The following is a 19,436-nucleotide window of genomic DNA, read 5'->3' as shown; positions in this document are numbered from 1 at the left end:
AATAGCATCAGGCAACTGCGCCACGACTCAGCAGGTGTTCCACAAAAGCCGGCAGATCGGCATGCAGCCGTGTGCCGGGCGGCAGGCCGTCAGGCTGGCCACCGTCTTTGTACTGGGCGGATTTTCCGGTCAGCACCAGGTGCGGCTCACAGCCTGCGGCAGCACCCGCCAGCAGGTCACGCACCGAGTCCCCGGCTGTCGGCACACCCTTGAGGGGCACGCCAAAACGTGCGCCTATCTGTTCGAACAAACCTGGCAGCGGCTTGCGGCAGGTGCAGCTTTCCTCCGGGCTGTGCGGGCAGTAAAACACCGCATCCACACGCCCGCCCACAGCGGCCAGCATCTTGTGCATCTTTGCGTGCATGGCGTTGAGCGAGCCGACATCAAACAGACCGCGCCCCAGACCCGACTGGTTGGACGCAATCACCACATGGCAGCCAGCATGGTTGAGCCGTGCAATGGCTTCAAGCGCGCCCGGCAACGGCACCCATTCCTCGGGCGACTTGACGAAGTCTTCGCTGTCGCTGTTGATAGTGCCGTCGCGGTCGAGGATGACGAGTTTCATGGTGTTGCCTTACCAAAAAGAGCGGCCGGCCGCAGGGCCGCCCCAAGGCCGGCCAGCCCCCTCGGGGGGCAGCGACGACACGAAGTGCGGAGCGTGGGGGCTCATCATGCCGCAAGCTTGGAGAGGTCGGCCACGCGGTTCATCGCGTCATGCAGGCTTTTAAGCAGGCCTTGCCGGTTCAGGCGTAAGTCCGTCGCCTCGGCGTTGACCATCACGCCGTCGAAGAAGGCATCGACCGGGGCGCGCAGTGCGGCGAGCGACTGCAGCGAAGCGGTGTAGTCACCGGATTCGAACTGGGCATTGGCCTTGGGCACCACGTCGCGCAGTGCAGCGTACAGGGCAACTTCCGCAGGCTCCTTGAGCAGCACTTCGCTCACGTGCGCATCGACGTCCTGCGCCTTCTTGAGGATGTTGGAAATGCGCTTGTTGGCCGCTGCCAGCGCAGGGGCTTCAGGCAGCGCGGCGAAGGCACGCACGGCCGACAGGCGTTTGGCCACATCGCCCAGGCGCTGGGGCTGAAGCGCCAGCACGGCGTCAACCTCCTGAGCGCTGAAACCCTGCTCGCGCAGGGAACCGGCGAGGCGGTCGTAAATAAAATCGACCAATGCGGTGGAGGCGTCCTCGATCTTGTCGCCAAACACCGGCTGGGCGCCCTGAACCAGTTCGCGCAGGTCCAGGGGCAGGTCTTTCTCGACCAGCATGCGAATCACGCCCAACGCATGACGGCGCAACGCAAACGGGTCTTTATCACCAGTAGGCAGGTTGCCGATGCCGAACATGCCAACCAGGGTTTCCAGCTTGTCGGCCAGCGCAACAATCACGCCCACGGTATTGCGTGGCAACTCGTCGCCAGCAAAGCGCGGCTTGTAGTGGTCTTCAATCGCGTCGGCCACGTCGGCACCCAGGCCGTCATTCAGCGCGTAGTAGCGGCCCATGGTGCCCTGCAGTTCAGGGAATTCGCCCACCATGTCGGTCACCAGATCGGTCTTGGCGAGTTCGGCGGCGCGCTGCACGTCGGCCACATTGGCATTCAGCCGGTTCGCGATCGCCTCGGCAATCGCACGCACACGCTTGACGCGTTCACCCTGGGAGCCGAGCTTGTTGTGATAAACGACTTTATCGAGCCCCGCCACGCGCGAAGCCAGCGTCTTCTTGCGATCCTGGTCGAAAAAGAACTTGGCATCGGCCAGGCGTGGGCGCACCACGCGTTCGTTACCCTGGATCACGGCGCTCGCATCGGCCGGGCTGATGTTGCTTACGACCAGAAATTTGTTGCTCAGCTTGCCGGAAGCTTCCAGCAGCGGGAAGTATTTCTGGTTGGCCTTCATCGTGAGGATCAGGCACTCCTGCGGCACATCAAGGAACTCCTTTTCGAATTCACAGACCAGCACATTCGGACGTTCGACCAGCGCGGTGACTTCGTCCAGCAGCGCGTCATCTTCAATCGCCTTGACGCCGCCACCGACCTTGGCAGCCGCCGCAGCGAGCTGCCTGGCGATCTCGGTCTTTCGCTCGGCGAAACTGGCGATCACCGCACCGTCTTTTTTCAGCGTGGCCGCATAACTGTCGGCATCTTTCAACACAACCGGGTCCACCGATGCTTCAAAACGATGGCCGTGTGTGCTGTTGCCGGCCTTCAGGCCCAGCGCCTCAATGGCCACGACATCGCTGCCGTGCAAGGCCACTAGGCCGTGAGCCGGACGTACAAACTTCACATCGCTCCAGCCATCGGCCAGCTGATAAGTCATGTTCTTGTCAGTTGGCAATTTGGCAATGGTTTGAAGCAAGGCCTTCTGCAAGCCTTCGACCAAGGTGGCGCCTTTGACATTGCTGTCATAAAACAGCGCCTCGGCCTTGCCGTCGGGCGCGCGCTTGAGGCCGGCCACAGCAGACGCGTCGGCGCCCAGTGCCTGCAGCTTTTTCAGCAGGGCCGGCGTGGCATTGCCCGAGGCGTCCAGGCCCACCGTCACCGGCATGAGCTTTTGCGAGACGGCCTTGTCGGCGGCTTGTGCCAAGACGGCCGTCACATGCGCAGCCAGACGCCGCGGCGAGGCAAAGGAAGTCAGCGCGGAATCGGCACCGGTGAGGCCCTGGGCCTTGAGTTGTTCAAACAGCACGCCGGCAAATGCGTCACCCAGTTTTTTGAGTGCCTTGGGAGGCAGCTCTTCAACAAACAGTTCAACCAGAAGGTTCTTCGTTGTCATTTTTTATGCGGCCTTCTTCGTCATCTGATCCACCCATTCGCGCGGCGCCATGGGAAAGCCCAGCCGTTCGCGGCTTTCGTAATAACTTTGCGCCACGGCGCGTGCCAGGTTGCGGATGCGGCCGATGTAGGCGGCGCGCTCCGTCACGCTGATGGCGCCGCGCGCGTCCAGCAGGTTGAAGCTGTGTGCGGCTTTCAGCACCTGCTCATACGCCGGCAAGGCGAGCTGAACTTCGATCAGGTGTTTGGCCTGTTTCTCGTGCGCGGTGAAAGCCGTGAACAAAAAGTCGGCGTCGCTGTGTTCGAAGTTGTAGGTCGATTGCTCTACCTCGTTTTGTTTGTAGACGTCGCCGTAGCTCAGTTTGGAGCCGTCCGCGCCTTCGGTCCAGGTCAGGTTGTAGACGTTGTCCACGCCCTGCAAATACATGGCCAAGCGCTCCAGGCCGTAGGTGATCTCGCCGGTAATGGGCTTGCAGTCGATGCCGCCGACCTGCTGGAAGTAGGTGAACTGCGTGACTTCCATACCGTTGAGCCAGACTTCCCAGCCCAGGCCCCAGGCGCCCAGGGTGGGGTTCTCCCAGTCGTCTTCCACAAAACGGATGTCGTTTTTCTTCAGGTCGAAGCCCAGCGCCTCGAGCGAGCCGAGGTAGAGCTCCAGGATGTTGGCGGGCGCCGGCTTGAGCACCACCTGGTACTGGTAGTAGTGCTGCAGGCGGTTCGGGTTTTCGCCGTAGCGGCCGTCCTTCGGGCGGCGGCTGGGTTGCACATAGGCGGCCTTCCAGGGCTCGGGGCCCAGCGCTCTTAAGAACGTAGCAGTGTGCGACGTACCGGCGCCGACTTCCATGTCATAAGGCTGCAAAAGCGCGCAGCCCTGGGCGTCCCAGTAGGACTGCAACTTCAAGATGATTTGCTGAAAGGTCAACATAAATTGGGTGTGCCGAGACGCGTGGCCGCGGGTAAGCGCAGATAAACGCAGGTAAAGGACCGCACGGGCCTGAACCCGCGAAAACCCTTGATTTTACGGAGCTTTTTCCGGTTTACCCTAGGAGCCTGTCGGGCTTGGGGGTCGAGTAGCGAAAATCGGCCCCAGCGAGGACAGTTTTTGCCGGGTTTGCAGGCCCATAGCCCAGCTATGGGACAAGAAGACGGTGAAAAATGGACCGCTGCGGTCGATTTGCAGCCGACGGCTCCCAAGTCCGACAGGCTCCTGGTGCACAAGGAAAGTGTCATGACAACCCAACAACTGATCCTGAGCCTGGTGCTGGCCACCATGGTGTTTTCTGTCGCGCTGGAGCTGAGGCTGGACGACTTCAGGCGCGTCGCGCAAACGCCCAAAGCCGTGGTTTGCGGGTTGATTCCGCAGTTCATCCTTCTGCCCGTCGGCACCTGGCTGGCCACCCTGGCGCTGGACCTGCCGCCCAATGTCGAAGCCGCCATGATCCTGGTGGCAGCCTGCCCCGGCGGTAGCCTGAGCAATGTCATCACCCACTTGGGGCGCGGCAACGCCGCGCTGTCGGTCAGTGTCTCGGCAGTCGCCAGCCTGATCGCGCTGGTGGCCACGCCCTTCAACTTCAGCTGGATGGTCGCCGCCAATCCGGCTACCGCGAGCTGGCTCAAGAAGCTGGACATCGACCCCTCCGGCATCTGGATCAGCCTGTTTGTGCTGCTGGCCCTGCCGATGGCGCTGGGCCTGCTGGTCTCGCACAAGCTGCCTGCGCTGACGGCGCGCATCCAGAAACCATTGGGCAATTTTTCGCTGGTGGCGCTGCTGGCCTTCATCGTGATCGGGCTGATCAAGGAGCGCCAGTTGCTCACGCTGGGCCTGTTGCCCATGCTGGGCATCGTGATTGCGCACAACGCGAGTGGTCTGTTCTTCGGCTGGGCCACGAGCAAGGCGATGGGCGTGAGCGAACGCGATCGGCGCGCCGTGATGATTGAAGGCGGCATGCAGAACTCGGGCCTGGCGCTGGGCATCATTGCCGTGCAGTTCAATTCAGACTTGGGCATGGTCATCATTGCCAGCCTGTGGGGCATCTGGCATATCGTGAGCGGCCTGTCGCTGGTCTGGTTTTGGAGGAGAAAAGATGCTCGACTTGCTCATTAAGGGCGGCACCGTTGTCGATGGCAGCGGCGCTGCACCTTTCGCGGCCGATGTCGGCGTACGCAATGGCCTCATCGTGGAGATCGGCCACATCACGGCCGCGGCGCGCGAAACCGTGGACGCCAGCGGCGCCTGGGTCACACCGGGCTTTGTGGACATTCACACCCATTACGACGGCCAGGCCAGCTGGGATGAAACCTTCAGCCCCAGCATTCACCACGGCGTGACGACGCTGGTCATGGGCAATTGCGGCGTCGGCTTTGCACCGCTGCGGCCGGGCAGCGAAGACCGGTTGATCAAACTGATGGAAGGCGTGGAAGACATTCCCGGAGTGGCGCTGAAAGAAGGCGTGAAATTTTCATGGGAGAGTTTTGGCGACTACCTGAACGCGTTGGACGCCATGCCGCACAGCCTGGACTTTCTGGCCATGGTGCCGCACGACCCGCTGCGCATGCTGGTGATGGGCGAACGCGCCGAAACGCGCGAAGTGGCGACCGCACAAGACATTGCGGCCATGCGCAGCCATCTGCGCGCGGCGCTGGAGGCCGGGGCCGCAGGCTTTTCCACCGGCCGATCGGACAACCACCGCACGGCCGAAGGGCATGACACGCCGGCCTCGATTGCCAGCGCGGCCGAGCTGACCGGCATTGCGCAGGCTTTTGCCGGGCTGAAACACGGCGTAGTGCAGGTGGTCAGCGACTTCGACCTGATGCAGGGTCCGCAGAACTTTGACGCCGAGTTTGACCTGGTGGAGCAGCTCGCAACCGCCAGCGGGCGGCCACTCTCGATGAGCTGGCTGCAGCGCGACCCCGGGGGCGAGCAGTACCTGGCCATGCAGGCCCGGGTGGAGGCCGCAGTGGCGCGCGGCCTGCCTCTTTACTTGCAGACGGCGGCGCGCGGCATAGGCGTCATCAACGGGCTGGATGCGAGTTTTCATCCCTTCATGGGGTTTCCGGGCTACAAGGAAATTGCTATGCTTTCAGTAGCTGCTCGCGCAGCCGCCATGCGGGAACCAGCACGAAAAGCCCGCATATTGAGTGAGAAGTCAGAACGCCTGGCGGGCGACGGCACGCCGATTCCGCCGCTGGTGGACATGCTGCTGGCGCGTATTGAAATGATTGCCGGGCGCATGTTCCCGCTGGACGCCATGCTCAACTACGAGCCCAACGTGATGCAAAGCTTTCTGGTGCGCGCCAAACAGCGCGGCACCACCGCGCTGGAGGCGCTGTACGACCACTTCAGCGAGGGCGACGGCAGCAACCTGGTGTACTTCCCGATCTTCAACTACAACCAGGGCTCGCTGGATGCGGTGCGCCAAATGCTGGGCCACCCGCGCGCCCTGTTCGGGCTGGGCGATGCCGGCGCGCATGTGGGTACGGTGTGCGACGCCAGTTTTTCAACCTTCATGCTCACCCACTGGGTGCAGCACCGCGCGCAAGACCGACTGGCACTGGAGCAAGCGGTGGAGATGATGACCTCGCGCAATGCACGTTACCTGGGCCTGGCAGACCGCGGGCTGCTGGCGCCCGGTCTGCGTGCCGATATCAACGTCATCGACCCGGCGCGTCTGAGCGTGGGTGTGCCCAAACTCGTGCGTGACCTGCCCGGCGGCGGCAAACGCTTTCTGCAAAAAGCACAGGGCTACATCGGCACCTGGGTTGCAGGACAGTGTGTGGCGCGCGAGGGTGAAGTCACCGCGGCACGGCCAGGGCGGCTGGTGCGCGCGGGCAAATAGGGCCAACAAACGGAAAAAGGGCTGAAGTCACAAGCAAATGTGACGTCAGCCCTTGTTCCACCTGCGCAAGCAGCTATTATTTACATAGCAAGCCTGGCGCGTGGTGCGGGATCAATACTCCCAGAAAATCCGCTGCAACTGCTTGCTGTCGATATTTTTGGTGAGCGCCACTGCAGCCAGAATGCGGGCCTTCTGCGGGTTCAGGTCATGCGCAACCACCCAGTCGTACTTGTCATCAGGTTGCTCGGCATTGCGCAGCACAAAGCCGTCAGCCACGCGTGAAGAGCGAATCACCTGCACGCCTTTGGCGCGCACTTCCTGCAGGGCTGGAACCACACGGTTGGCCACCGAGCCATTGCCGGTGCCGGCGTGGATAAGGGCTTTCACGCCCGACTTGCCCGTGGTGTCCACCAGGGTGCGCGGCACGTTGCCGTAGCTGTACACGATGTCAACCGGCGCCAGCGCCTCGAACTCGTCAATGTTGAACTCGGACTGCGCGGTGTGGCGTTTCACCGGTGCGCGGAACCAGTAGTTCTTGCCTTCCACGACCATGCCCAGCGGACCCCACTGGCTCTTGAATGCCTCGGTCTTGATGTTGATGGTCTTGGCGACATCGCGGCCGCTCTGAATTTCGTCGTTCATGGTGACCAGCACGCCTTTGCCTGCGGCGTCCTTGCTGCCCGCCACGCTGACGGCGTTGAACAGGTTCAGCGCACCGTCGGCCGACAATGCCGTACCTGGGCGCATGGAGCCCACCACCACGATGGGCTTGCTGGTGCGGATCACAAGGCTCAGGAAGTAAGCGGTTTCTTCCAGCGTGTCGGTGCCGTGGGTCACGACAATGCCGTCCACGTCGGCCTGTTTGACGAGTGCCGAGACGCGTTTGCCCAGCTTCATCAGGGTTTCGTTGTCAAAACTTTCCGAGGCGATCTGCGCCACCTGCTCGCCGCGCACATTGGCCACATTGGCCAGCTCGGGCAAGCCTGCCAGCAGCTTGTCGACCGGCACCTTGGCCGCAGCATAGGTGGCACTGTTCAGCGCCGATGCGCCAGCGCCGGCGATGGTGCCGCCAGTGGCCAGGATCACCACGTTGGGTTTGGTTTGCGCGGCAACCGGAGCGGACATCGTGCCCAGCGCCACAAAGGACGCCAGCCCGAAGCCGGCGGCCAGTTTTCCAAGTTTCAGTTTGATTTGCATGTCATGTCTTCCAGGGATTAATAGTTCTAGTTCACACGCAAAGAACAGGCCATTGGGAACGCCCTGTTTCATTGCCTCACAGTTTTTTGGTACCCGGGTTGCTTGCTCAAAATGCTGTCTGCCGCCGGCTCGTGGCCGGCACCTTGCTGCCAGAGGGCTCCCGGGTGGCTCATGGTAGTCAGGCCAAAAAGGAGCAGCGATGCATAATGCGCCGCAGGGTGTGACTAAAATTCACACCCCTCTCAAAACACCTGCTCCCACGCCGTTTCCCCCCGAACAGCACGCCCCGCACAAACTCCGGCGCCATGAATCTCAGGCAACTTGAAGTTTTCCAGGCGGTCATGCAGACCGGCAACATGAGTGCGGCTGCGCGCCTGATCTGCATCACCCCCTCAGCGGTGAGCAAAACCATCTCACACACCGAGCTGCAACTTGGCTACAAGCTCTTCACCCGGGCCAAGGGCACGCTGGCCCCAACGCCCGAGGCCAGGGTTCTGTTTGAAGAGTCCACGCTGATTCACCGCAAGCTTGACGAGCTCAAGCGCATTGCGGTCAACCTGCGCCAGGCCGATGGGGGCCAGATCCGGCTGGCGGCCATTCCGTCCATCAGCCATGAATTTTTGCCGCTGGTGCTGGAAAAGCACATGGCCCGCCATCCCCGCGTCAGCGTGGAAGTGCGCACCCTGCATCAGGACCAGATGGTGCAGGCCCTGCTGACACGGAGCGTGGACTTTGCGCTGGGGTTTTACGAGCACCCGCATCCGCTGCTGACCAGCACCATGCAGGTGACCGGCCCGCTTTATCTGTGCGTCACGCGCGACATCTGGCAACGCGCCGTGCGGGCGCGGCGCCAGAACCCGATGACTTTTCTCTCAAGCATGCCGCTGGTGCGGCTGGTGGGCGAAGACCCGATGTGCCAGTCGATTGACGAGTTGGCCCGCAACCTTGGCTTGACGGCGTCAGCCAATCTGCAGGTACATACCTCGCGGCTTGCGCTGGAACTGGTCAAGCGCGGCATGGGCTGGACGGTGGTCGACTTTCTGACGGCCAGCAATCTGGATACCTCGACACTCACGGCGGTGCCGCTGCATGACTTCGCACCGATTGCGCTGTATCTCTATTTTGCGAGCAGCACCCCACCCGGCCAGGACGCCCTGCGCATGCTGGACATGCTGCCTGGCTTGTTGCACCAGGTGATGGGTGCGGGCATCACTGCGGATTAAGCGCGGACTAACCGCAGACCAGGCCAGCCTAGCGGCGGCGCAGCGCGGCAGCCAGCAGCACCAGCGCAAGGCCCAGGGCCCACAGAGGCCACAGGCCGTAACGCGAGATCCACCATGCGTACGGCGTGATGCCGTTGCGGCCTTCAACCTCGCCCGTCAACGCACCGCGCGTGTGGCGCGGCAACTCGTGGGTGACCTTGCCGTGGTGGTCGATGATGGCCGTGGCGCCGGTGTTGGTGGCACGCAGCATGGGGCGTTCAAACTCCAGCGTGCGCATGCGCGAGATGGCCAGGTGCTGGTCAATGGCAATGGTGTTGCCGAACCAGCCGATGTTACTGAAGTTCACAAGGACGGTCGGCGCGGTGGCCGCATCGCCAAAGCTGGCGCCCAGCTCTTCACCAAACAAGTCTTCGTAGCAGATATTGGGCGCCAGGCGCTGGCCCTGCCAGTCAAAGGCGGGCTGCCCGAGCGGGCCGCGCGAAAAATCACCCAAGGGAATATTCATCAGGTTGGTGAACCAGCGAAAGCCCGGCGGCACAAACTCGCCAAAAGGCACCAGATGGTGTTTGTCAAAACGAAAGGCCTGCGCCTGACCCGGCTTGAGCCCCACCACCGAGTTGGCGTACCCCGCGCTGGAGCTGCCCAGCGGAATACCTATCAGGGCTGCCTGCTGGCCAGTGGAAAACCGCTTCTGCACGGCGCTCCAGTAACCTTCCGGCAATTGCTGCGGCAGCAAGGGAAGCGCGGTCTCGGGCGCCACCACCAGCGCCGTTTTGGCGCCCTGCAACTGCTCGCCATACCAGCGCAGTGCCGTCGGCAGGCCGGAGCCCGGCTGGAATTTCTCGTCCTGGGGAATGTTCCCCTGCAGCAGCGTGACCTGCAGGGTACCGGCCGAGGTGGAGCCAGGGCTTTCCACGAGAACGGGGGAAACCGCAATCAACAACACCAACGCCGGAAACAACAAAAGATGGCGCCGCGAGCGTCCCAGGCCTGCAAAGCCAGCGGCCAGAAAAGCAGCCAGGAAAGTGATGCCGTGAACGCCGACCCAGCGCGCATAGTCATCGAGCCAGCCGCTCAGGTGCGCATAACCGGCTTCGCCCCAGGGGAAGCCGGTGAAAAACTCCACCCGGGCCAATTCGGCCAGCAGCCAGAGTGCCGCAAAAACAATAGCACGCCGTGTCGGCCCGATGGGGGCGAGGACCACAAATGCCGCACAGGCCACGGCATAGTAGATAGCCAGAAGCATCGCCAGCCCAACAACAGCCACCACCGCGAGCGGCGCGGCCAGGCCACCATAGACGTGCATCGAGATATACAACCACCAGAAAATCCCGCACAGCCAGGCGGTGGCAAACACCCAGCCTAGCAACAGGCCTTGCCCCAAGCGCCTGCGGCTGTTCAGCTGGCGCACAAGAATGGCCATGGCCAGCAACTGCAGCCACCAGACAGGCTGCCCCTGCACGAGGCCGAAAGAAAAAGGCCAGGCGATGCTGAGGGCATGCGCGCAACCGGCCAGCAGAACAATCACAAGCTCCATCCACGAGAAACGCTTGCGCGGCTGGGGGTAGCCGATATGCTCCAGCAACGCCGGCATGGTGGGCAACTGGGACATCATGCTGTGGATCGAATGCTTGCCCATCTGTTGTTATTCCCGCAAAGCGTCAGACACTCGCCGCCACCGGCGAAACCTTGAACCAGCGTACCGCCCCACCCTTGGTATGCAGCACCGTGAACTGCAGGCCGGCCAGCACGTACAGCTCGCCGCGTTTGGGCACATGGCCCATTTCATGGGCCACCAGTCCGCCTATGGTTTCAAAGTCGGTCTCGGGCAGCTCCACACCGAAGGCCTCGTTGACACGCTCGATGTCGGTGTCGCCGCTGACGCGGTAGGTGTGGTCCGTCAGGCCGAAGATGTCGCCATCGTCCTCGGCGATATCAAACTCGTCTTCGATCTCACCGACGATCTGCTCGAGCACGTCTTCAATCGTGATGAGCCCGGCGACGCGGCCGAACTCGTCAATAACGATGGCCAGGTGGTTTCGGTTGCCGCGAAACTCGCGCAGCAGGTCGTTCAGCCCCTTGCTCTCGGGCACAAACACCGCCGGCCGCAGCAGCGCGCGGATGTTGAGCTCGGGTGCGCGCTGCAGCTTGAGCAGATCCTTGGCCATCAGGATGCCAATGATGTTTTCTTTTTCGTTCTCGTAGACGGGAAAACGCGAGTGGGCGGTGTCGATCACCAGGTGCAGCAGCTCGTCAAAGGGTGCCTCGATGTTGATGGCATCCATGCGGGGAGCAGCCACCATCACGTCCCCGGCCGTCATGTCGGCCATGCGGATCACGCCTTCGAGCATCTCGCGGCTTTGCGCGCCTATGACCTCGTTGTCCTGCGCCTCAACCAAGGTTTCAATCAGCTCGGCTTTGGAATCGGGCCCGGGGTGAAGCATCTCGGCAAGCTTCTGGAGAAAGCCGCGTTTGTCTTCGGGCTTGGGCGGTCTACTGGGGGGGGCGTCGGACACGGGCGGTGTTCGGTAGTTGCGAAGCTGCCAAGGATAACGTATTCGCCCGCGCCCCCTCGGAGAGCATCCTTCGACAGGCTCAGGACGAACGGGTCAAGAAGTGGCCGCCCGTGAAGGCATCTCTTTCCAAGCAGGGGCCGCGGAACCGGCTTAGCCGGGCCGCAGGCGCAGCGGCCCCCTCGGGGGGCAGGGAGCTACACGCAGTGAGCGACCGTGGGGGTCAACATATCTAGCGCTGCGGCATGTCCTTGACCGAATAGCCCAGGCTCACGGTGGCATCGGCGGGAATCGGCGGCATGCTTTCGTTCCAGCGTGTCCATTCATCGCGCATGGCCGCCAGCCGTTCGGGTTCGTGGCCGGCCAGGTTGGCGCGCTCGCGCTCGTCGGCGGGGATGTTGAAGAGGTATTCGTTGCCGTCCACCTGCAGGTACTTCCAGTCGCCGTCGCGCAGCGCGCGTTGGCCCCGGTGGTTCATGCGCCAGTGCAGCGGCCGGTGAAAGTGGTGGCCGGGCTGCTGCAACACCGGCAGCAACGAGACGCCGTCCAGCGGATAGCCGGGAGCGGCCTGCACGCCGGCCGCATCCAGCATGGTGGCTGACCAGTCCATGCTCATGCAGTGCTGCTCGCTGACAAGTCCGGCTGCGATCTGCGCGGGCCAGTGCGCAATCCACGGCACGCGGATACCGCCTTCGGTGAGGTCCATCTTGCCGCCGACCAGCGGCCAGTTGTCGGAAAAGCGTTCACCACCGTTGTCGCTGGTGAACACCACCAGCGTGTTGTCGGCCAGCCCATGCCGGCGCAGGGCTTCCATCATCTGGCCGATGCCTTCGTCCATGTGGTGGATCATGCGGCGGTAGCTGTGAATGTTGCCGCCGTGCAGGTGAAACAGGTTGCTTTTGATTTCCTGCGCCAGCGCCTCGTCGTCACGCGTCTCCCAGGGCCAGTGCGGCGCGGTGTAGTGCATGCTCAGGAAGAAGGGCGTGCCTGCCTTTGCGCCACCCGCCATGCGGCCTATGTAGTCCACCGAGCGCTGCGAGATCAGGTCGGTCAGGTAGCCGTCTTCCTTTTTTTCTTCCTCGCCGAACCACAGGTCGTGGCTGCCCCCCGAGCTGCAATGCGTGAAGTAGTCCACCCCGCCGGACATGGGGCCGAAAAATTCTTCATACCCCGAGCGCAAGGGGCCAAACGACGGCGGGTAGCCCAGATGCCATTTGCCCATCAAGGCCGTGCGGTAACCACTCGCCTTCAGCAGCGAGGGCAGCGTCGGGTGGTCGGGCGGCAGGCCCAGCGTGGTGCTGCCGCGGCTTTTATTGTTGATCGGTTCTTCGGCGGCGCCGCGCAGACGGTATTGGTAGCGCGCCGTCATCAGAGCAAAACGGGTGGGCGAACACACCGGGGAGTTGGAATACCCTTGGGTGAACTTCATGCCTGCAGCGGCCAAGCCGTCGAGTACCGGCGACACCGGCGCCCGGCCGCCGTAGCAGCCGAGGTCGGCGTAGCCGAGGTCATCCGCGACGATGAAGACGATGTTGGGGCGTGGCGAGGCGGTCAAGGCAGCGTTCACCCGCTCAGGACTCGGGCTTGAAGCCCGAACGCCGGATCACCGGCGCCCACTGCACGTTGAAGGCCTTGAACGACGCCTCTGTCTGCGCCTGGGTCATTGCCACGGGCACCATTTTGGCGGCCGTGAACTTGGCACGTGTGTCGGGCTCCGACATGATCTGGAACACTGTCTTGCTGAGCAACTCCACGGTGGCCTTGGGCGTGGTGGACGGCGCGAAGAACGTGTTCCAGCCGATGGCACTCAGCGGCAACCCCTGCTCTTTAAAGGTGGGCACCGTGGGTGAAAACGGCGAGCGCTTCACGCCCGACGTGGCCAGAATGCGCAGCTTGCCGCCTTCGTGATGCGGCAGCAAGGAGTCCAGCGTGTCAAAAGCGAACGGAATCTGCCCACCAATCAGCTCGGTGACCAGAGGAGCCGAGCCCCGGTAACCCACGACCTCGATGTTTACCTGTGCCATGTAGCTGAGCATCAATGCGAAAAAATGCGGCAGGCTGCCGGTGCCGGGCACACCGGCATTGGCCTTGTTCGGGTTGGCGCGAATCCATGCCAGCATGTGCTGCACCTCTTTCACCGGCAGGGCGGCCCCCACCGCCACGCCAAAATCGTAATCAGTGACAGCGGCTACCGGTACGAAGTCCTTTTGCACGTCATATTTGAGGTCTTTATAAATGAGGGGTGACACGCTCATCACGGCCGGATTACCGATCATCAGCACCGTCTGGTCTGGCGGTGTATTGACCAGTTGCTGCGCAGCCAGCCGGCCACCCGCACCCACGCGGTTCTCCACGACGACTGTGCGTTTGAGCAACTGCTGCAAACGCTCAGCCACGAGACGGGCCGCGCGGTCTGTGCCACCACCCGGCGGATAACCCACCACGATGCGTATCGGACTGCTTTGAGCACTTGCCCAGCGCGGCAGCGCAACGCTGGCGGCCAGCGCCCCTGCGGCCGCATGAACCAGAACTTTCCGGCGGTTAGAGGCAAACTGTGGGGACACGATGGGCAGTGACATGATGATTCTCCGGTTGGGAGCCGCGATTGTCCCGGCCACCCTATTGATTGCGGAAATCAACCATCACAGGTACAAACCCTTATGCCGAACGCCTCTCCCGCCTTGCCGCGCCTGACGCAGCCCGAGACACTCGACGACCTCCTGCTGTACCGGCTGAGCCGCCTGCAGGCGGCCGCCGGTGGCGTCGTAGTGCGCTACTGCGAAGGCAAGTTCGGCATCACCCGGCGCGAGTGGCGCATCCTGGCCGTGCTCGCTGCGCGCGGGCCCATGGGCTCATCCGCGCTGGCGGAGCAGGCGCACCTGGATCGTCCACGCACCTCCAAAGCCGTGACGGCACTGGCCGGCAAAAAGCTCGTCAGCCGCACCAGTCGTGCGGGAGACGCACGGCACATCCTGCTGACGCTCACGCCTGCGGGTGTTGCGCTGCACAGCGAGCTGTTTCCGCTGGTCAGCCAGATCAACGGCGATGTGCTTGCAGCCCTGACGACCCAGGAAACCGCATTGCTCGGAGACATGCTGGAGCGCCTGCAGCAGCGCGCCAACGTCATGGCGGAGCAGAGCGGCCTTCCTTTGGCCGACCGGCGCCATGGCAGTAGCGCGCGACGCTACAAACCTGCTGCAGATTGACTGTTGGCCTGGGGTCATCCCCATTCAAGCAGGGGCCGCGGATCTGGCTTTGCCAGACCGCAGGCGCAGCGGCCCCCGAGGGGCTGGAGCCTGCGGCTCCAAACCTGCTTGAGCAGGTTTGGACAGGCGACAGAGGCGGAGCGTCTCGCGAGCCGCAGCCTGCAAGGCCTCGGGAGCTACACGCAGTGAGCGACCGTGGGGGCTTTATATGGGCATGCGGTCGCGCCCGTCGCGCACGCCCTGCCGCACTTCCTGAACCATCGCCAGAATGTCCCAGAACTGCTTGGCCTGCACTTTCAGTCGGTAGTCGGTCTGGGCGATCTGCTCTTCGACGATTTCCGTGACGCGCGAATCCAAATCGGCCGGCGGAAGCTTGAGATAGGCCTCGCTCTCGGAGCCGTCGCGCTCGATCACTGCGCCGGCTTTGCGGGCAATGTTCAGCATGGCGGTGTTTTCGCTGAGCGCGTGGATGAACATCATGCTCACGCCGTCATTGCGCGCATGCATCACGGCGCGGTCGAACAGGCGCGCGCCGTAGCCGCGCCCGCGTGCGTGCTTGAGCACCGACACACCAAATTCGGCGCAGCTCTTGAGTTCGGGGTCGATCGAAAACGCCAGATGCGCCATGGCGATGAGTTCGAGCTTACGGTTGTAAATGCCAAAAATCTCGTCCCGCTCGAAGTTCAGGCCCGCAACGTAACGGTGAATCTGCTCATCGCTGGCGGCATAGCCAAAACGCAGGTAACGGTCCTGCGCATCGAGCGCCAGCAGGTGTTTTTCAATGCGCTCACCATGGCTGGGGCCGAGGGAACGAATGGGCACCATCACAGGCGCCTTGTGTGGGACGCGCTCCGGGGCTTCCACAGGCGCGCGGAAGAATTCCTTGCCTGCGGAAAAGGATGCCTTGATCAGGGTGCTTGGGGTAACCATGGGTTCAATATAAGGGTTTTCCCTAGAATGTCCAGTCCAACGGTCATCTGCGTACTGCAAACTAGGGCAGACGCTCCAATTTCTATATCAAATTGGCATTTTCCCCTTGCGGTACGGGCGCCAGCAGCTATCAAAAAGATAGTATTTTTGGGCCTTGAGCTGCCCCGGTGTTGGCATTAGTCGACACCCAAACGGGCACCACCCCCTAATTCAGCACCCATCAGGCGCTCCCGAAGTGCCAAAAACAAGGGGATCAACCCCCTTTCGGTCTCGTCACACCGGCACCGCCGTGGTCGTCTTGACGCGGTCCAGCACAAAACTGGTCTTGCAGTCCTGCACGCTGGGGTGCTTGAGCAGGGTGTCCATGATGAAGCGGCTGTAGTGGCCCATGTCTGCCACCACCACACGCAGCAGGTAATCCATCTCGCCGGTAAGGGCCGCGCATTCCACCACCTCGGGCCAGGTCTGCACACTGGCACGAAACAAGTCCATCGGGTTGCGCTTGTGCGATTCGGTGTGTTTTTCAAGCCGCACATTGATATAGGCGGTGAGCCCCAAACCCACCGACTCAGGTTTGACCAATGCCACGTAGCGGTCAATCACGCCGCTTTCCTCCAGCCGCTTCACCCGGCGCAACACGGCACTGGGCGAGAGGCTAACCTGCTCCGCAATCTGATCGTAAGTGGCGCGCCCGTCTACCTGAAGGCTGCGCAATATGAGCTTATCCAGCTTGTCTAGTGCTTCCATCTTTCATATTTTGCAGGTTTACTGCGCATTTCTCAATAGCAGCGCCTCAACTTGCATAAAAAGTGACGTTGACCGCATTTAAAGTGGTCGTATCCGAATTTTTTGAATCCTGGAGACACCCATGAATGCTGCCGTCACCAAATCTGCCCCTTCCGCCACACGGCCAGCCGCTGCCACCACTTGGGACAACCCCATGGGTACAGACGGCTTTGAGTTCATTGAATACGCCGCACCCGACCCGGCCGCCATGGGCGCCCTGTTCGAGCGGATGGGCTTCAAGCCGATTGCCAAACACCGCCACAAGAACGTGACGCTGTACCGCCAGGGCGGCATCAACTTCATCATCAATGCCGAGCCAGACTCTTTTGCCCAACGCTTCGCGCGCCAGCACGGGCCCAGCGTTTGCGCCATCGCGTTTCGCGTGCAGGACGCCAAGGCCGCTTATGAGCGCGCCATTGCGCTGGGCGCCTGGGGTTATGCGCACACTGCCGGCCCCGGCGAGCTGAACATCCCCGCCATCAAGGGCATTGGCGACTCCATCATTTACTTCATCGACCGGTGGCGCGGCAAGAACGGCGCGAAAGACGGTGATATCGGCAACATCGGCTTCTTCGACGTGGACTTCGAGCCCCTGCCTGGCGCCGAATTGAACCCCGTAGGCCACGGCCTGACTTATATCGATCACCTGACACACAACGTGCACCGCGGCCGCATGGCCGAGTGGTCGGGTTTTTACGAGCGCCTGTTCAATTTCCGCGAAGTGCGTTACTTCGACATCGAAGGCCAGGCCACCGGCGTCAAGAGCAAGGCCATGACCAGCCCCTGCGGGAAGATCCGCATCCCCATCAACGAAGAAGGCAACGAGAAAGCCGGCCAGATCCAGGAGTACCTGGACAGGTACCAGGGCGAAGGCATCCAGCACATTGCGATGGGTTCGGACGACCTGTATGCCACGGTAGATGCCCTGCAACTCAGCGGCATGAAGCTGCTGACGACAGGCGACACCTATTACGAGCTGCTGGACAAGCGCATCCCTGGCCACGGCGAGAACGTGGGCGAGCTGCAGGCGCGCAATATCCTGGTGGACGGCACACCGGGCGAACTGCTGCTGCAGATCTTCAGCGAGAACCAGCTCGGCCCGATCTTCTTCGAGTTCATTCAGCGCAAGGGCAATCAGGGCTTTGGCGAAGGCAATTTCAAGGCCTTGTTTGAAAGCATAGAGCTGGACCAGATGCGCCGCGGCGTGCTGCAAACAGCATGACAACCACCATGCCACTCGAAGATGAACAGGCCATTCGCGCCGCGAAGGGCCGCCCCGAGCAAGCGACGGCCCCCTCGGGGGGCAGCGAACCACACGCAGTGGGGAGCGTGGGGGTCACATCCTACGGCGCCAGCGACCGCCCACCACGCGGCGACTACACACGCGCCGGCGCAGACTACACCTGCCCGCAAAACTACGCGGCTTACACGGAGGCCGACCACGACACCTACCGCCGACTGTATGAGCGCCAAGCCGCGCTGCTGCCCGGCTTGGCCTGCGACGAGTTCATCGCCGCCCTGCCCTCACTGGGCGCCAGCGACCACATTCCGCGCTTTGAAGATATCAACCAGCGCCTTCGCAAGGCCACCGGTTGGGAAATCGTCACGGTGCCCGGACTGATTCCCGAGGTGCCCTTCTTCACGCTGCTGGCCAACCGCAAGTTTCCGGTGACCGACTGGATCCGCAAGCCGGAAGAGTTCGATTACATCGTCGAGCCCGATGTTTTTCACGACCTGTTCGGCCATGTGCCGCTGCTGTTCAACCCCATCTTTGCCGACCACATGCAGGAGTACGGCAAAGGCGGGCTAAAGGCCCACGGGCTGGGCGCCTGCGAGCAGCTAAGCAGACTCTACTGGTACACCATCGAGTTCGGGCTGATCCGCCAAAAAGATGGTTTGCGCGCTTACGGTGCCGGTATTTTGAGTTCCTCGGGCGAGTTGCAGTATTCAGTACAAAGCCCCGAACCCCAGCGGCTGCCGCTAGACATCGAACGCGTCATGCGCACCCGCTACAAGATCGACAGCTACCAGCAGACCTACTTTGTCATCGAGAGTTTTCAGGAACTGTTTGACAAGACGGCGCCGGACTTCACGCCGATTTACCAGCGCCTTCGCGGCCTGCCCGAAATAGCAGCGAATGAAAGGCTCGCGGAAGAAGAGGCACTTCCATACTGAACATCGGCGAAAAGTGGAACAGCTCTGGCGCAAGCTGCCTTTCGTAAAACCTTACGAAGGTTTAGCCAGCACAATCTGAGCGCGCAGATATACCCAGGCAACGGGAATCAATGCAGAAAGGCAGGCATAGGCCGCAAAAACAAGCGGCACTTGCGCCTGGATGGCCATTCCGTGCAGCAAAGGCCCTGTCGCCGCACCCAGGAACACAGCGCCGGTCAACCATGGGCCCGCAGTTGCAGGGTTGTCCTGCACCACTGCCGCCTGCAGCCTTGCGGAAAGCACATTGAGACTAAGTTCCCATAGCAGCAAGCTCAACATGAAGCTGGCGGTATCGTTAGCTGTCGCTATGCCGACCACACTCAGCGCCACCACCAAACCAGGAAAGAGCAGACCGTCTTTTGTCTTGCTTGGCGGGCGAATGGCACCTAACAGCAGCACAAACCCTGCCGCAGCTTTGCAAAAAGCAATGGCGTACGCCAGATGATCAAGCACCACGCCGCGCTGCTGAACGTTTTGCACAGCGTAGGCCCAAAATCCGGGTTGCCCGACGAAGAGGAGAAAAATGACGGCAAGACCCAGCAGCCGGTCAGGCCGGGCTGCTGATTTGGCTGGGTTGTTTAATGCAAGGGTCGCGGCAGGGGCGCGATAAAGCACAAGACCAGTGCCGGTGATTATCAAAAAGACAATGCCCAACTGCACCATCAGGAACGCATAACCTCCAAAGCCGCCCGTCAACTGCACCGCCACAATGACAAAGCCGCTGATGATCAAAGTAACGGCGAGTCGCAGCGCAAAAGCCGAT

General features: G+C 62.1%; 17 protein-coding genes. 6 read left to right on the top strand and 11 right to left on the bottom strand.

What is annotated here, in order from left to right; all coding sequences use genetic code 11:
* Positions 1–7 precede the first annotated feature (7 nt).
* From gmhB to glyQ, 3 genes are all read right to left on the bottom strand, one after another.
* A complete protein-coding gene (gene gmhB, locus B0B52_RS08195) occupies positions 8–565 on the bottom strand; it encodes a D-glycero-beta-D-manno-heptose 1,7-bisphosphate 7-phosphatase (RefSeq protein WP_077593129.1) in 558 nt (185 codons plus the stop codon).
* Between the two features lie 104 nt (positions 566–669).
* A complete protein-coding gene (gene glyS, locus B0B52_RS08190) occupies positions 670–2,769 on the bottom strand; it encodes a glycine--tRNA ligase subunit beta (protein ID WP_077593128.1) in 2,100 nt (699 codons plus the stop codon).
* 3 nt (positions 2,770–2,772) lie between these two features.
* Positions 2,773–3,693: a glycine--tRNA ligase subunit alpha gene (gene glyQ / locus B0B52_RS08185; RefSeq protein ID WP_077593127.1), complete on the bottom strand. Its 921-nt coding sequence runs from the start codon at positions 3,691–3,693 to the stop codon at positions 2,773–2,775.
* Positions 3,694–3,996: 303 nt separating this feature from the next.
* Here glyQ and B0B52_RS08180 point away from each other — a divergent pair, with 303 nt between their 5' ends.
* Both B0B52_RS08180 and B0B52_RS08175 read left to right on the top strand, forming a co-directional pair.
* Positions 3,997–4,872, top strand: a complete 876-nt coding sequence (locus B0B52_RS08180; RefSeq protein WP_077593262.1) for a bile acid:sodium symporter family protein — start codon at positions 3,997–3,999, stop codon at positions 4,870–4,872.
* Positions 4,853–6,604, top strand: coding sequence for an amidohydrolase family protein (locus B0B52_RS08175; protein ID WP_077593126.1), 1,752 nt, complete (start codon positions 4,853–4,855; stop codon positions 6,602–6,604). Before B0B52_RS08180 ends, B0B52_RS08175 begins: the two co-directional genes overlap by 20 nt.
* A 111-nt stretch (positions 6,605–6,715) precedes the next feature.
* Here the strand turns inward: B0B52_RS08175 and B0B52_RS08170 are convergent, their stop codons facing one another.
* Positions 6,716–7,729 carry an asparaginase gene (locus B0B52_RS08170; protein WP_371327388.1) on the bottom strand — a complete coding sequence of 338 codons (1,014 nt, stop codon included), beginning with the start codon at positions 7,727–7,729 and terminating at the stop codon, positions 6,716–6,718.
* Positions 7,730–8,106: 377 nt separating this feature from the next.
* Between B0B52_RS08170 and B0B52_RS08165 the strand changes: the two genes are divergently transcribed.
* Positions 8,107–9,024: a LysR family transcriptional regulator gene (locus B0B52_RS08165; RefSeq protein ID WP_077593124.1), complete on the top strand. Its 918-nt coding sequence runs from the start codon at positions 8,107–8,109 to the stop codon at positions 9,022–9,024.
* 28 nt (positions 9,025–9,052) lie between these two features.
* Here B0B52_RS08165 and lnt read toward each other — a convergent pair whose 3' ends face one another.
* The 4 genes from lnt to B0B52_RS08145 all read right to left on the bottom strand — a co-directional run bounded on the left by lnt (position 9,053) and on the right by B0B52_RS08145 (position 14,116).
* On the bottom strand, positions 9,053–10,663 hold the full coding sequence (gene lnt, locus B0B52_RS08160; protein ID WP_077593123.1) for an apolipoprotein N-acyltransferase: 1,611 nt from the start codon (positions 10,661–10,663) through the stop codon (positions 9,053–9,055).
* Positions 10,664–10,685: 22 nt separating this feature from the next.
* Entirely contained in the window at positions 10,686–11,540 is an 855-nt protein-coding gene (locus tag B0B52_RS08155) for an HlyC/CorC family transporter (RefSeq protein ID WP_077593122.1), read from the bottom strand.
* A 229-nt stretch (positions 11,541–11,769) separates the two neighbouring features.
* On the bottom strand, positions 11,770–13,104 hold the full coding sequence (locus B0B52_RS08150) for a sulfatase (protein WP_139351865.1): 1,335 nt from the start codon (positions 13,102–13,104) through the stop codon (positions 11,770–11,772).
* 4 nt (positions 13,105–13,108) lie between these two features.
* A complete protein-coding gene (locus B0B52_RS08145; RefSeq protein WP_077593121.1) occupies positions 13,109–14,116 on the bottom strand; it encodes a Bug family tripartite tricarboxylate transporter substrate binding protein in 1,008 nt (335 codons plus the stop codon).
* Between the two features lie 81 nt (positions 14,117–14,197).
* Between B0B52_RS08145 and B0B52_RS08140 the strand changes: the two genes are divergently transcribed.
* Positions 14,198–14,743, top strand: a complete 546-nt coding sequence (locus B0B52_RS08140; protein WP_077593120.1) for a MarR family winged helix-turn-helix transcriptional regulator — start codon at positions 14,198–14,200, stop codon at positions 14,741–14,743.
* 204 nt (positions 14,744–14,947) lie between these two features.
* On the opposite strand, the gene B0B52_RS08135 is transcribed toward B0B52_RS08140, so the two are convergent.
* Both B0B52_RS08135 and B0B52_RS08130 read right to left on the bottom strand, forming a co-directional pair.
* Positions 14,948–15,673, bottom strand: a complete 726-nt coding sequence (locus tag B0B52_RS08135; RefSeq protein ID WP_077593119.1) for a GNAT family N-acetyltransferase — start codon at positions 15,671–15,673, stop codon at positions 14,948–14,950.
* A gap of 273 nt (positions 15,674–15,946) precedes the next feature.
* Positions 15,947–16,420, bottom strand: coding sequence for an Lrp/AsnC family transcriptional regulator (locus B0B52_RS08130; RefSeq protein WP_077593118.1), 474 nt, complete (start codon positions 16,418–16,420; stop codon positions 15,947–15,949).
* A gap of 121 nt (positions 16,421–16,541) precedes the next feature.
* On the opposite strand from B0B52_RS08130, the gene hppD reads away from it, so the two are divergent.
* A complete protein-coding gene (hppD, locus tag B0B52_RS08125; RefSeq protein WP_077593117.1) occupies positions 16,542–17,681 on the top strand; it encodes a 4-hydroxyphenylpyruvate dioxygenase in 1,140 nt (379 codons plus the stop codon).
* Positions 17,678–18,634, top strand: coding sequence for a phenylalanine 4-monooxygenase (phhA, locus tag B0B52_RS08120; protein ID WP_254425664.1), 957 nt, complete (start codon positions 17,678–17,680; stop codon positions 18,632–18,634). The genes hppD and phhA overlap by 4 nt, the downstream gene beginning before the upstream one ends.
* A 51-nt stretch (positions 18,635–18,685) precedes the next feature.
* Here phhA and B0B52_RS08115 read toward each other — a convergent pair whose 3' ends face one another.
* Positions 18,686–19,405 carry a hypothetical protein gene (locus tag B0B52_RS08115; RefSeq protein ID WP_139351864.1) on the bottom strand — a complete coding sequence of 240 codons (720 nt, stop codon included), beginning with the start codon at positions 19,403–19,405 and terminating at the stop codon, positions 18,686–18,688.
* Positions 19,406–19,436: the final 31 nt, after the last annotated feature.

It is taken from the genome of Polaromonas sp. A23 (genome assembly GCF_002001015.1).
GTDB lineage: Bacteria > Pseudomonadota > Gammaproteobacteria > Burkholderiales > Burkholderiaceae_C > Polaromonas.
The sequence above is the reverse complement of the archived record's forward strand: the minus strand, read 5'-3'. Positions and strand labels throughout refer to the sequence as shown.

Bases quoted from the DNA above. Each gene is read 5' to 3' on its own strand.
- gmhB (WP_077593129.1), bottom strand. From the start codon at position 565: ATGAAACTCGTCATCCTCGACCGCGACGGCACTATCAACAGCGACAGC.
- glyS (WP_077593128.1), bottom strand. From the start codon at position 2,769: ATGACAACGAAGAACCTTCTGGTTGAACTGTTTGTTGAAGAGCTGCCT.
- glyQ (WP_077593127.1), bottom strand. From the start codon at position 3,693: ATGTTGACCTTTCAGCAAATCATCTTGAAGTTGCAGTCCTACTGGGAC.
- B0B52_RS08180 (WP_077593262.1), top strand. From the start codon at position 3,997: ATGACAACCCAACAACTGATCCTGAGCCTGGTGCTGGCCACCATGGTG.
- B0B52_RS08175 (WP_077593126.1), top strand. From the start codon at position 4,853: ATGCTCGACTTGCTCATTAAGGGCGGCACCGTTGTCGATGGCAGCGGC.
- B0B52_RS08170 (WP_371327388.1), bottom strand. From the start codon at position 7,729: ATGTCCGCTCCGGTTGCCGCGCAAACCAAACCCAACGTGGTGATCCTG.
- B0B52_RS08165 (WP_077593124.1), top strand. From the start codon at position 8,107: ATGAATCTCAGGCAACTTGAAGTTTTCCAGGCGGTCATGCAGACCGGC.
- lnt (WP_077593123.1), bottom strand. From the start codon at position 10,663: ATGGGCAAGCATTCGATCCACAGCATGATGTCCCAGTTGCCCACCATG.
- B0B52_RS08145 (WP_077593121.1), bottom strand. From the start codon at position 14,116: ATGTCACTGCCCATCGTGTCCCCACAGTTTGCCTCTAACCGCCGGAAA.
- B0B52_RS08140 (WP_077593120.1), top strand. From the start codon at position 14,198: ATGCCGAACGCCTCTCCCGCCTTGCCGCGCCTGACGCAGCCCGAGACA.
- B0B52_RS08135 (WP_077593119.1), bottom strand. From the start codon at position 15,673: ATGGTTACCCCAAGCACCCTGATCAAGGCATCCTTTTCCGCAGGCAAG.
- B0B52_RS08130 (WP_077593118.1), bottom strand. From the start codon at position 16,420: ATGGAAGCACTAGACAAGCTGGATAAGCTCATATTGCGCAGCCTTCAG.
- hppD (WP_077593117.1), top strand. From the start codon at position 16,542: ATGAATGCTGCCGTCACCAAATCTGCCCCTTCCGCCACACGGCCAGCC.
- phhA (WP_254425664.1), top strand. From the start codon at position 17,678: ATGACAACCACCATGCCACTCGAAGATGAACAGGCCATTCGCGCCGCG.